The following is a 16,508-nucleotide window of genomic DNA, read 5'->3' on the forward strand; positions in this document are numbered from 1 at the left end:
GTGGATCAGCCGCCGATCAGTCGATACGACCGCTCAGGCCACTACCTTCGGGTCGTCACTCGGGAAGCCCTCGGGCAGGCCCGGCACGTCGATGGTCCGCCGGTACACGCCGGCCAGGAACTCCACGGCACCAACCGGGAACTCCGACCAGTCGCCGTTGGCTCCACGCACCACCACGGGCCAGGAGTCCGGGTCGGGTGAGCTCATCCTCCAGTAGAGGTAGTCCCCCTCATTGGACTCCGCCCAGCGCAACAGACCACCGGGCCGCGGGTAGGGGACGTAGTCCTCGGTGTCGCCCATCTCGTACAGATCCTGGAGGATCTCGGCCGACTCCCTGGCCCCGGACGCCCATGCCGTCTCGACCCCGGGCCGCGGAACGGACACGAAGAGGAAGTCGTCGATGACCAGCGCCGGATACGCCTCCGCCACGGACCGGTAGTCGGACGGCAGCGCCGTACCCAGGTCCGCTTCGAGGGCAGTCCAGTCCACGCTACGACCCGCAGTCACACGCCACTGCGTCATCGACGGAAGCGCGGCCTCCAGCTCTTCGACCCTCAGCATGTCGTCCGCCAATCCGGGCTGTTCACCCAAGCTGTTCCAGCATGTCCAGCGACTTTCGGTGTGTGGGGTGGCCCGAGGTGTCCCTGGCCGACGGCTATTTCATTGTGTGGCGTGGGAGTTCTAGTCAGTCGACGAGTCGCGAGTCAACCGGACTCTCGAAGGCGCCGTATCCGAAGATCTCGGCGAGCTGCTTGAAGTCCGTGGGCAGCCTGGTGCCGAGCCGCGCCTCCACCGCAACCCAGTCGACCGCACGGGCAGACCGAGAACCGGCCCGCGGAAATGTTCCCGCGGGCCGGTCCCGTCTACGCGCCGCCGACTCGATCAGTCGGCTTCGATGTCCGGTGTCGCACTCGGAAAGTCCGGCGGCAGGCCGTCAGGCGCCACTGCCCCCGTGACCAGGCCGGCCAGATACTCCGTCAAGGTTCCCTTGAATTCGCACCAGTCGTCGTTGTGACCGCTGACGAGAATCGTCCAGGACTGCGGGTCCGCGCCATTTGCGCGCCAGAAGAAGACGTCTCCGTCACAGGAGTCGCCCCAGGGGACGAGACCACCTGGTTCCGGATATGGCACGTTTCCGTGCGACATTCCGGAGTCCCGTAGCTCCTCCAAGTTACGGAGCAGTCCCTTCATTCCCCGGACGAAATTTTCCTCCTCGCCGGGGGTCGGGATGTGAAGCCCCAGGAACTCGTCGACGGTGAAGCGTGGATACGCCTCGGCGAGTTCGACGAAGTCCGCAGGGAAGACGACCCCTGTCTCCTCCGCGAGGAAGTTCCAGTCGACCCCCCTCGGCCCGTCCGCCCGGATGTCCAGAAGCGCCGGCAGCGCTTCCTCTAGTTGCTGGAGGCTCAACAGGTCACCTGGCTCCCTGGTACGTTCTGCACCGTCACACCGGCGAATAGCACACCGTTCGGGGTCGTGGCTGTCATCGTGATGCCGGTCGGGATGTTCTCCCTGCCATTACCATATTGCAGCTGCCCCGAGTACAGCACTGGTTGCCCCGATTCCAGGGCAGTGGCCATCTTGTTCTCGCACCGCTTCATGCCGGGGTCGTTCATCTCCCGGAAGCCGGTGAAGATGTTCTCGCGCACCCAGGCTCCGTTGAACCGGTCACCGATGATGTGAGACCGGTTGAAGATCCAGTTGTTGTCCTTGTCACGCTTGCTCACATAGCCGGGCGGGTTCCAGGAGCCCTGACGCTTCCCTCGTGAGTTCGGCGGCTTCAGGTCCTGCGGGCAGATCACTGCCGTGGCGCCCGTGGGGGCACCGTCCACAAGGGGCTGATAGTTGTACCGCTCACTGCGCGGCTGGTTGCACGCGCCACCCGCGGTATCGGGCAGCAGTGGTGGCCGGTTCGCACCGCGGTCGATCTCCACCCAGTGCTTCTCGACCTTGTCGTCGTCCCCGAAGACCTGGTCGGCGATCCAGTCGACTGCCATGTCCGACGGGCTCTCGAACCCGGCGATATCAGCCACCACGCTGATGGCCGCACTGGCGAGGTTGCGCTTCCCGACGGTCTTGAACCCGAACTTGAAGAATCCCTTGACTCCACCGCTCGTGGCTTCCTGGAAGGTGCTCTTCGCGGCGGACTCGATGGTGTCGATGACACCGCCGACGGAAAAGTGTCCGTCGATCTCCACCGAGGAGGTCGGGTTGCCGCCCGCGAACGCGTAACGGTTTCCGGTGTACGGGTCGCTGCCGAGGTTCATGTCGGCGAGGGCGCCGTTGTACATGTCCCGGGTGGTGAATCGGTTGAGGCCCGGGTTGTAGTCGCGGAAACCCATGTCGTACGTGCCGGACTGGGCGTCCCAGCGCTTTGCGTTGTAGCGGTACGGGTTGTACGCCTCCTTGGTGGGGTCGACGGCGTCGGGCTTGTCAATGCCGGTGAACTCGGACTTGTCGTCCGAGCCGTAGGCCGTGTAGCCGTACGTCGCCTTGGTGTCGCCGTCCTTGTCGGTGACAGTCTCGACGTCGGTGTGCCCGTTGTAGCCGTAGTAGCCGTCTTCTGTGGTGCCGTCGGCGTTGTGCTTGACCTGCGACAGACGCTCGCCCCACGCGCTGTACTGGTACGACTTGGACAGCGTGCCGTCGACCTTCTCGTCCAGGACCTCGTCGGACAGGCCCAGGTACTCGAAGTCGGTGGTCTTGCCGTCCGCCGTCTTGGAGGCCGTGCGGTCCAGCGGGTCGAAGGTGTACTTCGTCGACTTCAGCGCACCCGAGCCGTCCATCTTCTGCGCGTCGACGACGTGGTCGAACCCGTCGTAGACGTTCCGCTCGACCACCTTTCCGCCGGCCATGACCGACTCCTGGCGGCCGTACGGGTCGTAGGTGTAGTTCGCCGTCGAACTCCCGGTGGTGGCGGACAGGAGCCGGTTGCGGTCGTAGTTGTAGGTGCTGGTGGTTCCCTGAACGCTCTGGCTGATTACGTTGGCGTTGGAGTCGTGGACATACGACTCGGTGCCCGCGCCGGTTCCGGTCTTGACCGACTTGGCGAGCCGGTCGACCGGGTCGTAGGTGTAGTCCGTCGTCGAGGACAGATACGCCGCGTGATCATCGGCGTTCATCTTCTTCGCGACGTCCTGCGCCTTGTTGCCATTCGGGTCGTAGTCGTACGTGTGCGAGGCGACGAGCGTGCCGTTCGGCTTCTTCTCCGTGGTCGTCTTCAGCGAGCCGTCCAGGTAGTAGCCGTAGTCCACGGTGTTGGTGTTGGCCTTGGTCTCGTTCAGCACCTGGCCGCGGCCTGTGTACGTGTAGGACGTCACCTTCGGCGAGGCGTCCGTGGCGGACTTGCCGACCGACACCGTCTTGACCAACTCGCGCAGGTCGTAGGTGTACTTGGAGAACTGGTCGGGGTGCGTGACCGTGTCCTGCTGGCCGTTGGCGTCGTAGGTGAAGGAGGTCGCCTTCTTCTCCTGACCGGCCGATGTCTCGGTCACCTTCTGAACCTGGTTGAGGCCCGTGTAGGCGACCGTGTAGGCGTCGATCTTCGCGGTGGACGAGGTGTCGGCGATCGACGTCGTGTTGCCGTTGACGTCGTAGGCGTACACGAAGTTCTTCTTCTCCGTGTCGGCAGGATCACCTGCGGTGTCGCGCACCAGCTTCACACCGTCGGCGACCGCGATGCCGCCGCTGTTCTGGTCCAGCTTCAGCTTGGCGTCCTCGCCCTGCTTGAGGCTGTACGAGCCCAGCGACACCCATGTACCGGTGTTGGCGTTCTGGTCCTTGGTCACCGAAGGCTCAGTCGTGGCACCGTGCGTCAGCGTGTACTTCGCCGTCGTCGCGGCGCCGGTCACCGTCGGGAACTTCACGTACGCGGCGTACGTGCCGTCCTTCGGAATGTTCAGCGTCCACGTGAAGGCATCCGTGCCCACGCCCGCCGCGTGTGTGCGGTGGTCGTAACCCTGCTGACCAGTGATGTCACCCTTCGCCCACGTACCCGTCGATGACGTGTTCTGGGTGTCCGAGTTGTCGGCCAGGACCACCGACTTGCCCACCGGCACACCGTCGTCGGACTTCGACTTCAGCGAACCGTCCGCGTAGTACGACCAGGACATGGTCCGATCCGAGGACCCGCCCGCAGAGGACAGCGTCCGGCTCGTCTGCTTGCCGAGGTTGTCGTACTCGTACGTCGTCGAGATGTCCCACGGGTCGGTGGACTTCCTCGTCCAGCCGTTGTCGAAGTACTCGAACGACGTGTCGTTGCGGACCGTCTCACCCTCCGACGGCGGCAGCGACGTCTTCGACACCCGGCCCACGGCGTCGAAGTCGGTGCGCGTGTACACGTTCGGGTCGTTGTAGCGCCCGTCCGCCGGGTCGTAGGGCTGGAACTGCTTGACCGGACGGTTCAGCGCGTCGTACTCGGTGCGCTGCGTGAAGTCGTCCGCGGCGGACGTCGCGGTACCCCGCGGCGTGATCACCTTGGTGGTGTTGCCGACCTGGTCGTACTCGAACTGCGTCTTGCGGTACGTGATCGAGCTGGTGCCCGAGTACGGGACCCGGACCTCCTTCTTCATACCCCGCTCGTCGTAGTCCGTGTACGAGACGTTGTTCTCGGTGTCCTTGGCCTGGATGACCAGGGAATCCTTGTCGTACGTCCGCGAGGACGACTTGCCTGCCGCGTCCGTGACCGTGGTGACCCGGTGGTTCAGATCGAAGTCGGTCTTGGTCGTGTAGTCGTCCGGGTCGCTGGTGGCGTTCTTCTTCGGGTCGACGACCTTGATGGCGTTGCCGACGTTGTCGTACGTGTAGGAGATCTTGTCGGTCGCCGAGTTCACCACCGAGGTGAGCTGGTAGATCTCGTTGTAGTTATTGGTGGTCACGTAGTCGGTGGCGTCGGACGACGTCAGCGAGCCCTTGGGCTCCGTCGTCGTCTTCAGGTTGCCGACCTTGTCGTACCCGTAGACCGTCTTGCGCGGGTCGGTCTGGTTGTTCGCCGGTGCCCTCGCCGAGGTGAGCTGATCAGCCTCGTCGTACACCGCCGTGGAGACCGCACCATTGGGTGCCGTCGTCTTGGTGATGTTGTCGTTCTCGTCGTAGACCGGCGCCGGGGTGGTGATGAGCACCCCCGCGTTCTGGTCCTTCGGCACGGTGTTGACCAGCGGTCGACCGAAGACGTCGTAGGTCTGGGTGGTCTTCTTGCCCAGCGCGTCCGTCACCTCGGAGACCTGACCGCGTTCGTCGTACACGTACGCCGTCGACTTGCTCAGCGCGTCCGTGATGGTCGCCGGGTATCCGGTCGGCCCGAAGCCGCTGTTCACGGTCGCCTTGCCGTTGGCGTCGGTCGCCTTGCTCATTTGACCGTAGGCGTCGTACTCGTACGACGTCGTGTAGTCGCCCGCCGTACCAGTCGTGGCGACACCCTTCGGGTCCGTGACCGTCTTCAGGTTCCCGAACGAGTCATACCCGAACTGCCACTTACGCCCCTCCGGGGAGGTCTTGGTGAACAGGTCGGCGGAGAATCCGTCGAGGCGCGTCTGGTACGTGTACTGCGAAGAGTTCGCCGGATACGTACCGGGCGCGCAGTCCGACGACGGCGGCACGCCACCCTTGTTGTTCTCCGCGTCCCGCGACCACAGCGGGTAGCCCGTCTTCTGGTCGTAGCAGTAAGCGGTCTTCGCCCCGTTGTCCTCCTCCAGATACGTGACGTTGTTGTCCGCGTCCCAACTCATCTTGGTGACCTGGGACTTGGCGTTAGTCGTCTGCACCGGACGCCCGAAATCATCCGTCGTGTACTTCATCGCGCGGGACTCGGCATCCGTGACCGTGGTGTCGACGAACTTCGCGTTCGTGGCGTTCACCGCGTATCCGAAGCCGGTCGCCCCGTTGAGACGGTCCGTGATCGTCTTCGTCCACCAGTGGTACTTCGGGTCGTCGCCGGTCTTCGGTGCGAAATAGTCGAGCTTCGTGGGCTTGCCGCGCGGGTCGTCGACCTGGACCAGCTTGACGTTCTTGTTGCCCTGCGTGGCGTCGTAGGTGAAGGCGAACACCTTCGGCTGGGACGAACCCGCACCGTCAGTGATCTTCGTCAGCAGCGCCTTGTCCGAGTACTCGAAGGTGACCTTGCGGCCCGAGATGTCCGTCATCGACTGGACGTGGTCGGCGACCTTCAGGAACGGCGCCGTCGACTTGTCGAAGTACGTGACGGTCAGCGTCTGCCGGCCCGCGGGGTCGGTGATGTACGCGAGGTACTTGGTCGGCTTGCCGCCCGACTTGTGCTCCTCGTACGTGTACGTCTGCGTATTGCCGTTCTTGTCGATCGCGGACGTCATGTAGCCGTCGCAACCGAAGAGGAAGCGGGTCCCGTCGGGGCGCGTGAGCGTCCAGGCGTCGGGGATCGGGTCCTTGTTCGGCGTGCAGTCCAGGCCCGACTTCATCGTGACCTTGTAGTGGACACCCGCCGGAGCCTTCCACGTGCCGTCGCCCTGCTTGGCGAAGACGTGCGTCGTGCCGTCACCGTCCGGGAGACGGATCTCCGTCGGGTTCGGGTTCGGGTGGAAGTCCAGGGGCGCGCCCAGACGGATAGGGCCGGCCGCCTGCCCGGACCAGCCGGCACCGAGCACGGTGTCGGACGTGTCGAGCGAGTTGTACGAGAACCGGGCGAAGGTGTTGAGCCCGCGGCCGGGGTTCGTGAACGCGTTGTACGACCAGACCGTGTTGCCGGAGGCGAGGTTGCTCATCACGGTCGAGCCGGCGCCCGTGTTCTTGCCGGTGTAGGAGTAGAACTTCTCCAGGCCCAGCGAGTTCGACGTCGGGTCCTCGACCGCCACGTTCTGCTTCAGGGACGGGATTCCTCCCGTGCCCGCCGAGAGCCAGCTGCCGTCCGAGATCTTGCGGACGTCCCAGCCGAGGACGTAGTCCGTGCGCTTGTTGCCCTCGTCTGAGTTGATCGGCGTCTTGACCTGCGCATGCACCGTCGCCGACTGCGCCGGCTTCAGGTTAGGGATCGCCGTGGAGAGCTGGTTGCCGCCGGTCGTCATGTCCGTGCCGTCGGGCAGCTTCCAGGTGTACGACAGCTGCCGCTCACCCGCCAGCCACTCGGTGCCGGTCGTGTTCGTGACCGTCACGTCCACCGTGTACGTGGAGTTCGGCGTCATACGGGCCGGCGTCTGCGGCGCGTAGTACGTGTTCTCCGACGTCGCGTCGACGTAGATCACGCGAAGCAGCGGGCCGAGCTGCTGGTCGGCGGTCTCCGATGACAGGAACAGCGTGCGCTCCTGGGGCCCGGTGCCCGTCTCGTCCTTCAGCTTCAGCAGCGCACCCTTGTTGCTGGACGGGGTCTTCACCCAGCCCTGCGTGAGCGAGGTGGCGTCCCACCAGTGGCGGCCGACCTCGGAGACCTGCGCGACCGTGTCGGACACGGTGCCGGAGAAGTCGCCGCCCGGCGCCGTCCAGGGAGTGGTCGACGTGGCGTTGTTCCAGGTCGCCGTCGTCTCGTCGAAGTCCTTGCTCAGGCCGTGGAGTTCGTAGATCGCGCCGTCCGTGCCGGTCGTCGTCTCCGCGCCCCACATGTAGAGCTTGGAGTCGAGGACCGTCGCCGTTGCCGGGATCGAACTCGTGGGGAACTTCAGCCCGGCGCGCGTCTTGCCGTACGTACCCGAGTTGTTGCCGACGCTCAGCCACTTCTGCGGCGTGTACGAGAGGATCGTGTCCTCGTTGGTCGTCGGCTGCTGGGACGAGAGGGTGGTGTCGGTGACGCCGCCCGCCGTTCCCTGGATCAGCTTCATCGTGCGGCCGGCCTTCGGCACGCCGACGATGCGCGTGGGCGACCCGATGACGGAGCCGTCCTTCGTCTTCACCGCGATCTGGTAGTAGTACGAGCGGCCGATCTCGTCCGTGGACGAGTCGGGCGTCGGGGTCGCGGTGGTGTCGGTGTAGGCCGTGGTCGCCTTGTCGACCGGGGCCACCAGCGTGGCCGCGCTCGGCGTGAAGACCTGCTGCGTGGAGCGGTGCAGCTGGTACTCGACGATGTCCTGGCCGGTGTCGCCGGTCGAGTTGGTGTACTTCGACCAGGACAGCTCCGGGCCCGTGTCGTGCACGATCGTCGGCGAGTTGAGCGCCGATCCGACCTTGCCGTACGTCACGGTCAGGCGCGGGTACGAGGACGTCTCGCCGCCGTAGTCGCCGTCACCGGACTCGTAGCGCGGACCACCGGTGGGCGTCGCGGCCAGCGTGTCGTCCTGGGCCTGGATCACGAAGCCGTTGTTCGTGGCCGTGCCCGAGACCCACTTCTGCACGGTGTCCGTCACCGCGAAGTCGTGCCACTGGTTGTACTCACCCGTGTTCTTGACGATCTGGGCGGGGTTCACCAGACGGATCGAGTCCGCGATGTTGCGGGTCGTGGAGCTGTTGGTGTCACCCAGGACGACCTTCCCCGCGTTGCCCTTGGAGAAGTAGAACTGGGTGCTGTTCACCGTCTTCCACGCCGCGGTCGTGCCGGACTGGTTGACCGTGCCGGTGGCCGTACCGTCCCGGTGGTTCAGGGTGTACGGGGCCGCCGTCGCCCCGTCCGAGGCCGGCGGGAAGTGCGCCTCGACCCGGTAGGACGCGGTCTCGTTGATCGTCGGCTGCCAGGTGTACGACTCGCCCGTCAGGCTGTTCTTGTTGTAGGCGAAGTCGTCGTTGGTCGCCGCGCCACCGGTCGTAGTGGCCCGGGGCCACTCGCCGACGGCTGCCGTACCGGTGTCGCCGTCATCGATCTGGACGGTGGTACCGGAGAGCTCACCCGACAGGGTGCTGGTGTTGGACCACGTGGCGCCCGACTCGGTCCACGGGCCGGTCGCCCGGTGGACCTCCATCGTCACGTCGTTGGCGTTGGTGGTGTGCGCCTGGTCGAAGTACATGCCCAGACGCGCCGAGTCGATCTTCGTCCCCGCCGGGATCTCGTCCAGCGGGAACTGGATGAGCGACCGCGAGATGCCGGTGTCGGTCTTGCCGACGGACATCTTCCAGGTGTTGTTGAAGTTCGCCGCCGGCTGGTCCGAGAGGACCATCGTGTCCTGCGACTGCGACGGAGTCGGCGTGATCGTGATCGTCGGGTCGATCGACACCGGGAACTGCCGCTTGGGCGACGCCAGCCACTTCGCGTCCGGAGTGACGACGATCTTCCAGTTCTTGCCGTCCCGGACCAGCCGCTGCTTGACCTTCGGGCTGTACGACACCCCGTACGGCGAGTCGGCGTCCTTGCGGGTGTCCGACATGTACGCGGCCGGGATCGTCATCACCGGCGTGTTCGGCAGCTCGCCGTACAGCTCGATCGAGCCGTTCTTGCGGGCCTTCGGCGTCAGACCGTCCGTGTCGAGGGTGAAGGTGTAGGAGACGGGCCCGTCCGGCGCCTTCGCCAGGACGATGTTCTCCTTCACGCGCCCGGGACCGACCTGATACTCCAGATCGGCACCACCGGCCGCCGCGTCCTTGTACGTGACGGTCGAGCCCTTGGCCTTCGGGTCGACCGATTTCCCGGCGCCCTTGAGACCCAGCGTCACCGCCGGGCCGTCCGCGCCCGCCTGGAACTTCAGCAGCTTGTCCGGGTCCGAACCGAACCAACTGCGGCCGGAATTGGACGTGTTGACGAAGTCGTAGCCCTTGGCCTTGGTCGCGTCGACAGCGGTGTCGATCGACTTCCAGGTCTTCTTCTTGCCGGAACCCGTGGGGTACGCGGTCGGTACCTGGGAGAGCTCGGCCTGGATCTGCCCGTTGGACATCTGCCAGAAGCGCGCGTGCTCCGTACGCCGGGAGGTCAGCTCCTTGACGCGCTTGGGCTTGGCGGCCTTCTTGCCCTTCGGGAGCTTCTCGCGGCTGGGTATCTCCAGCTTCCCGCCGGTCGGCGGCTTGGCCTGGTCCTCGTCGTCGCCGGAGAACCAGCTCTTGACGGTGCCGAAGACGCCCTTGTCGTCGTCGCTCTTCGCCGAGGCCGGTGCGGAGGCATAGGCCAACTGCGGCAGCGCTGCGCTCACCACCGCCGACACCACAAGGCAGGAGATCAATCTCCCATAGCGGACTTTCACGTCCTGTGCCCTTTCCTGTGCGGCACGCCCGTGTTCCGTGCGTCATTGGCTTCGCGCGAAATTCGGGCACGCCTGATCTCCGAACGGCGATTGCCGTCCGGACGTCTGTTGTGTGCCACTGAGGAGGGTCGGTTTCGGACAGGACGGATTGACCGACGTACGTCCGCAAGACCCCTGGTCGACGAGGTCTTCCGGGCATGCGTCGGCGGCTTCTGGCTTTCTCCTTCGTGGGCGGACGCTTTCTACATCAGCCGCGCATGGTCATGTCAACAGTTGGAATCAAACGGGCAGTTGGGGATCCGGGCGGACAGATCACCTCGCCGCGACTACTGATTTCCGGATCAGCCCCGGAATGTCGGCCATCACAATCCGCGCCGTCCCATTAATCCGCTTGTTCCGGACGTTGGAACGGCCGCGCCCGAGTGCGGTATAACCGCCCGGTTCTCCGCCGAGCGCGACGCATTCGCGCGAGGAATGCTCGCCTCACGAAAGCCAGGCCCATGCCATCGTCGTCCGAACAGTCAGAGCCGACCGCCGAACCCACCGACACGGCCGTAACGACCACGGAGGAAGCCGAGGCGGCAGCCGGCGAATCCAGGAACCTCAAGGAATCCGAGGAGTCCAAGGAATCCACGGAGCCCAAGGAGCCCAAGGAGTCCGACGGCTCCAAGGGAGTTGACCGTCGAGGCATAGTCGCCAGCGCCGTCGTCGTCGCGGCCTGCGCCGGGCTCGTGCTCTACGGCGTGCTCGACACCGACGAGAAGCCCGCGCGTCACGTCCCCACCGCCTCCGTGACGTACGAGGTCAGTGGTGAAGGCACCGCCGATCTCACCTGGCAGGCCCGCAGCGAGTCCGGGAAGGCCGTCGCCGCGCGTGGCGTCACGCTGCCCTGGAAGAAGACCGTGCGCGTGCCGCTCGGCAAGCCGCCCATCGTGACCATCACGCTGGGCGAGAAGGGCGGGCGGGCCAGCTGCCAGCTCGCCATCCGCGGCAAGCATGTCCAAACAGCCACCGCCTACGGCAGGTTCGGCCGCGCCACGTGCCAGGGCGAACTGCCCGCGCCCGAGGTCTCCGAGTCCCCGGCGAGCGCGCAGGGAGAGCAGTGATGTTCCCGAGCCTCGGCCGCCAGGCCGCCCGTACCGCGCTCGCCGCCGCCGTCGTGCTCAGCGTCGTCTCCCTGTCGGGGCGTTCGCAGCCCACCGCCGTGCAGGCCGCGGCGCACAAGGGCGCCGTGCACACCGTCGCCGTACCTGACGGGTCCGACCCCGGCAGGCGCGTGCTCGCCGCCCGCTCCACCGAGCCGTTCAGCATGCTCGGCGTCACCTGGTCCGACCCCGACGCCACGCTCGGCGACGGCGCCGCCGAGATCCGTACCCGCAGCGCGGAGACCGGGCACTGGTCGGCCTGGCGCGCGCTCGAACTCGACGTCCACGAGCCGGAGTCGGGGCCCGACCACACGAAGGCGGGAGTGCGCGGCGGGACCCAGCCTCTGTGGGTCGGCGCGTCCGACGGCGTGCAGGCGCGCGTCACCGGCGGGAAGCTGCCCGCGGGCTGCGCGTGGACCTCGTCGACCCGGATGCCGGGACCCGCACCCGTACGGCATCGGGCGCGCTGGAGAAGACCGCCTCGGCGGCCGGGCAGCCGGACATCACCTCGCGCGCCGGCTGGGGCGCCGACGAGTCGATCGTCGCCGACCCGCCCACGTACACGACCGACACGAAAGCCGTGTTCGTGCACCACACGGCCGGGACGAACGACTACACGTGCGCCGAGTCCGCGTCGATCATCCGCGGCATTCTCACGTACCACGTGAAGAGCAACGGCTGGAACGACATCGGCTACAACTTCCTCGTCGACAAGTGCGGGACCGTGTTCGAGGGGCGCGCGGGCGGCGTCGACAAGCCCGTCTACGGAGCCCACACCTATGGCTTCAACACCGACACGAGCGGTGTCGCCGTCCTCGGCGACTTCAACACCGCGGCGTCCACGCCCGCCGTGCGTGACGCGATCGCCCAACTCGCCGCCTGGAAGCTCGGGTTGTACGGGATCAACCCGGCGGGCAGCATCGTGATGGCGGCCGGTGCGGACAACGGGAAGTTCACGCAAGGGCAGCTGGTGACGATGAACCGGATCTCCGGGCATCGCGACGGCTACCCGACGGAGTGCCCGGGCAACAACCTCTACGGCGACCTGCCCGCCATCCGCACGCTCGCCGCGTCGAAGAACTCGCCCGCCAAGGGTGCCGACGTGAACGGGGACGGCCATGCCGACCTGGCCGCCGGCATCCCGAAAGCGACCGCGAACAACCTGGCCGGCGCCGGCCAGGTCACCGTCGTACCCGGCGCCCGGACCTCGCCCTACGCGGCGAACAAGGCCGCCGTCACGCAGGAGTCCGAGGGCGTGCCCGGCGGCTCCGAGGCCGGAGACGGCTTCGGCTCCGCGACCGCGTACGGCGACCTCGACCACGACGGTTACACCGACCTCGTGGCCGCCTCTCCCGGCGAGGAGGTCACCCCGGGCGCGAGCGACGAGGGCGGCGTGAGCGTGCTGCGCGGCACCGCGAACGGGCTCACCGGGCAGGCCGGAATGATCAACGAACCGGCGGCGGTGCGCGCGAGCGGCGCGAAGTTCGGGGCCGCGCTCGCCACCGGCGACTTCGACGGGGACGGCGGCAACGACATCCTCGCGGTGGCGCCCGGCGCCGGACGCGCCTGGACCGTGGACGGCTCCGACCGCACCTTCTCCTCGCCCATCGCGCTCTCGGACGGGCCTCTGCAGGAGCCGGCCGTCTCCACGGGCGACTTCGATCACGACGGGTTCGAGGACGCGGCGATCACGTTCCGTACGGGAACGGGCGAGCGGCCTCTCGTCGTGGTGCGCGGGTCGTCGAGCGGCCTGCGGACGTCCGAGCCCGCCGTCCTCGCGGGCGCGGGCGGACGCTCCCTCGCGTCCGGCGATCTGAACGGTGACGGCTTCGCCGACCTGGTCGTGGGTCGGCCCGACGCGGCGGCCGGTGGCGAGGTCGCCACGTACCACGGCTCGGCGGACGGGCTCACGACGACGGGTGCGGCCGTCGTCGTGCGGGGGGAGCTCGAACAGGCGGGCACCGGGGGCGAGTTGGGCGCCTCGGTGGCCGTGAGCGACACCGACGGTGACGGATACGCCGACGTGCTCGCGGGTGCGCCCGGGGACGACTCCGGCGCGGGGCACGCGTTCCTGCTGCGCGGTGGCGCGGACGGGGTGGGCGCGGCGGGCGCGGTCGCGTACGTCCAGGGGTCGGGCCCGGTGCCCGGCGCGGCAGAGGCCGGTGACCGGTTCGGGTCCGCCGTCACCGTCGCCGATCTCACCGGGGACGGCGTCGCCGGCCTCGCGATCGGCGCCGAGGGCGAGAACACGGGCGACGGGACCGTGATGACCGTGAGCGGCGGGACGGGTGCCTCTTACGGGCCCACCGCGCTCGGAACGGCCGCCGGTGCCGGTATCGGCGGCGAACTGACCAGGTGACCGCCAGGTGTCTTCCGAACTACTTCCAGGTGAGTTACAGCACACCCGTACAACCAGTGACGTTTACCGACAGTCAACCGCTGAATAGAGCAGCTACCCGCGTAACAGGTGTGGCATTTGTGAACTTCTTCGAGGGGTGGGGCATTTGAGCCCGCGTAATCCGCGTGCGCGCAGATCACATGCGTACAAGCCGCTGAGTCTCAAGCGCAGGGCCTGGGTGACGGTGGGGGCCGTCGTCCTCGGTGGCGCGGGCGTCATGACGTACGCCATGGCCGACCCGGGGGACGGCGCGTCTCCCCAGGGTGAGCCGCGCCGGGCGTCGGCGATCCACACACTCGGCCTCACCGCCAAGGGCGCGGACCGCAAGGTCGTCCCGCAGAAGTCGACGGACCGCTTCAGCGCCGTCGTCGTCACATGGAAGAACCCGCACGCCACACTCGACGGGACCGCCCAGGTCCGGGGGCGGAACGTCGCGACCGGTGACTGGACGGACTGGCTGACCATGCCGGTCGAGCAACTCGGCACCGACGGCAAGGAGACCAAGGCCGGTGGCGGCGTCCGCGGCGGCACCGAGTCCGTATGGACCGGTGACTCCGACGCCGTCGAGGTGCGGGTCGTGGCCAAGGACGGCACGGCCTCCGACCTGCCGTCCGGCATGGACGTCAAGCTGCTCGACCCGGGCACGCTCGCCCCCGCGAAGGGCGCGGGCGCCGCCCAGCCCGCCGCGTTCTCCGAGGACACGACGCCCCCCGCCACCACCGACTCCCCGTCCGCGGACCCCGCGAGCGGCACCCCCGAAGCGACCCCTTCGGACTCCGGCACCCCCTCCGCGCCCGCGTCCTCCTCGGCCTCCGCCGACCCGTCGTCGAGCGCGTCGGCTTCGCCCGAGCCGACCGAGACGGTCCCGGCCGCCCGCCCGTCGACGGTCGTCAAGCCGCCGGTCATCACGCAGGCCGAGTGGGGCGCGGACACGGACTACAACGGCACCCCCGAGTACGACGACTCGATCAAGGCCGCCGTCATCCACCACACCGGTGTCGACCCCGACAACACGGTGCCCTGCTCGCAGTCGCGCCAGCGGGTGCACACCATCCAGCAGGAGCACATGGCCAAGGGCTGGTACGACATCGGCTACAACTTCCTCGTCGACCGGTGCGGCCAGATATTCGAGGGCCGCAGCGGCGGCATGGACCTGCCGGTGCACGGAGCCCACGACTACGGCTTCAACACCGACACGGTCGGCATCTCGTACATCGGCAACTTCATGTCGGCGAAGCCCACGAAGGCGGCGCTCAACTCGATCGCCCGCGTCGTCGCCTGGAAGTTCGGCCAGTACGGCATCACCGCGAACAGCAAGGTCACGCTGACGTCCAACGGTGACCAGGGCGTGTCCGACAACAAGATCCCGCTCGGCCAGTCGATCACCCTCGACCGCGTCTTCGGGCACCGCGACACCGGCACCACGCTCTGCCCCGGTGACAACCTGTACAAGCAGCTCTCCACCATCCGGACCCTGGCCTCGGCCCCGGGCGTCTCGCACGCCCTCGCCACGTCGGACATCTACTCGTCCGCCGCGCCCACGGCCAAGACCCGTGACGGCCTGGCCGACATCGTCGCCGGCACGCCCAAGGCGTCCTCCGGCGGCTCCGTCACCGTCGTGCCGGGCGGCACGAACGGACCCGTGTACACGGCGAAGAAGACCCTCACCCAGTCCAGCACGGGCGTCCCCGGCACGAACGAGTCCGGCGACCAGTGGGGCGCCTCCGTCGCCGAAGGTGACATCAACGGGGACGGTTACGCGGACCTCGCGATCGGCCAGCCCGGCGAGAACGACACCTCCGGCCACGCCGACCGCGGAGCGGTCACCATCCTGTACGGACCGGCTCTGAACACCGGCGCGCAGATGAACCTCGACGAGGGCTTCTACGCCAACGGCGCCAAGTACGGCGCCGCCGTGACGGTCGGCGACTTCAACGCCGACGGCAAGGCGGACGTCTTCGCGGCCTCCACCGGCACCGGCGGCACCTGGACCGCGCGCTACGCCGAGGGCCAGGAGTCCAGCTCCAACATCACCAGCGGCGACACGGCCCTCGCCTACGAGGCCGCCACCAGCGGCGACTTCAACCAGGACGGCTACGCGGACGTCGCGCTCAACTACCGCGACTCGACCTCGGTCGGCCGGGTCGTCTGGTTCAAGGGCGGCAGGAACGGCCTGACCAAGGCCGGCACGCTCTCGGTCAAGGGCGGCCGCTCCATCGCCTCCGGCGACCTCAACGGCGACAGCGTCGACGACATCGTCATCGGCCAGCCCTACACCGCCGAGTCCGGCGCCTACGCGGGCGGCCAGGTCACCGCGGTCTACGGCTCGAAGATCACGTCCACGACGCCCGGCGGCCTCACCGCCACCGGCGCCAAGACGATCCACCAGGCCACCAGCGGTGTCCCGGGCGCGGCCGAGTCCGGCGACGCCCTCGGCGCCTCCGTCGCGATCGGCGACTACAACGCCGACGGCTACGCGGACGTCCTGGCCGGCGCCCCGAACGAGGACATCACCCGCACCAGCAACCGTTCCAACGCGGGTACTTCGCTGCTGTTCAAGGGCTCGTCGACCGGTCTCACCGGCACCGGCGCCCTCGCGGTCTCGCAGGACGAGCCCGGCGTCCCCGGCTCCACGGAGACCGACGACAACCTGGGCTCCGCCGTCTCCCTCGCCGACCTGTCCGGCTACGGCCGCGCGGACCTGGTGATCGGCACGGCGGGCGAGGACGCCGGCAACGGCACGCTCCTGTACGTCCCGAGCAACAGCACGGGTCTCGGCCTGTCGACGTCCAAGTACATCGGACTGACGCAGCTCGGCACCCCGGCCGGCGCCCGCCTGGGCACCACGCTGGCCCCGTAGGCACCACCCGTACCACCGCACCATCAGCTGAATCTCTCGCCGCG

Annotated in this window: 6 protein-coding genes; 3 read left to right on the top strand and 3 right to left on the bottom strand. The window is 67.7% G+C overall.

The genetic code is table 11. The features are described from left to right. Positions 1 to 33: 33 nt before the first annotated feature. From OG698_RS20160 to OG698_RS20170, 3 genes are all read right to left on the bottom strand, one after another. Positions 34 to 591 carry a hypothetical protein gene (locus tag OG698_RS20160; protein WP_406104500.1) on the bottom strand — a complete coding sequence of 186 codons (558 nt, stop codon included), beginning with the start codon at positions 589 to 591 and terminating at the stop codon, positions 34 to 36. A 291-nt stretch (positions 592 to 882) separates the two neighbouring features. Further along, positions 883 to 1,410, bottom strand: coding sequence for a hypothetical protein (locus tag OG698_RS20165; protein ID WP_406104501.1), 528 nt, complete (start codon positions 1,408 to 1,410; stop codon positions 883 to 885). Continuing rightward, positions 1,407 to 9,047: a DNRLRE domain-containing protein gene (locus OG698_RS20170; protein ID WP_406111169.1), complete on the bottom strand. Its 7,641-nt coding sequence runs from the start codon at positions 9,045 to 9,047 to the stop codon at positions 1,407 to 1,409. Before OG698_RS20170 ends, OG698_RS20165 begins: the two co-directional genes overlap by 4 nt. 1,514 nt (positions 9,048 to 10,561) lie before the next feature. On the opposite strand from OG698_RS20170, the gene OG698_RS20175 reads away from it, so the two are divergent. The 3 genes from OG698_RS20175 to OG698_RS20185 all read left to right on the top strand — a co-directional run bounded on the left by OG698_RS20175 (position 10,562) and on the right by OG698_RS20185 (position 16,464). Then, positions 10,562 to 11,167 (top strand): hypothetical protein, encoded by a 606-nt coding sequence (locus OG698_RS20175; protein ID WP_406104503.1) that lies wholly within the window; start codon positions 10,562 to 10,564, stop codon positions 11,165 to 11,167. A gap of 451 nt (positions 11,168 to 11,618) precedes the next feature. After that, positions 11,619 to 13,565: an FG-GAP-like repeat-containing protein gene (locus tag OG698_RS20180; RefSeq protein WP_406104505.1), complete on the top strand. Its 1,947-nt coding sequence runs from the start codon at positions 11,619 to 11,621 to the stop codon at positions 13,563 to 13,565. A gap of 136 nt (positions 13,566 to 13,701) precedes the next feature. Then, positions 13,702 to 16,464: an FG-GAP-like repeat-containing protein gene (locus OG698_RS20185; RefSeq protein ID WP_406104507.1), complete on the top strand. Its 2,763-nt coding sequence runs from the start codon at positions 13,702 to 13,704 to the stop codon at positions 16,462 to 16,464. The last annotated feature ends 44 nt before the right edge of the window (positions 16,465 to 16,508 follow it).

This window comes from Streptomyces sp. NBC_01003 (genome assembly GCF_045162695.1).
Taxonomy (GTDB): domain Bacteria; phylum Actinomycetota; class Actinomycetes; order Streptomycetales; family Streptomycetaceae; genus Streptomyces.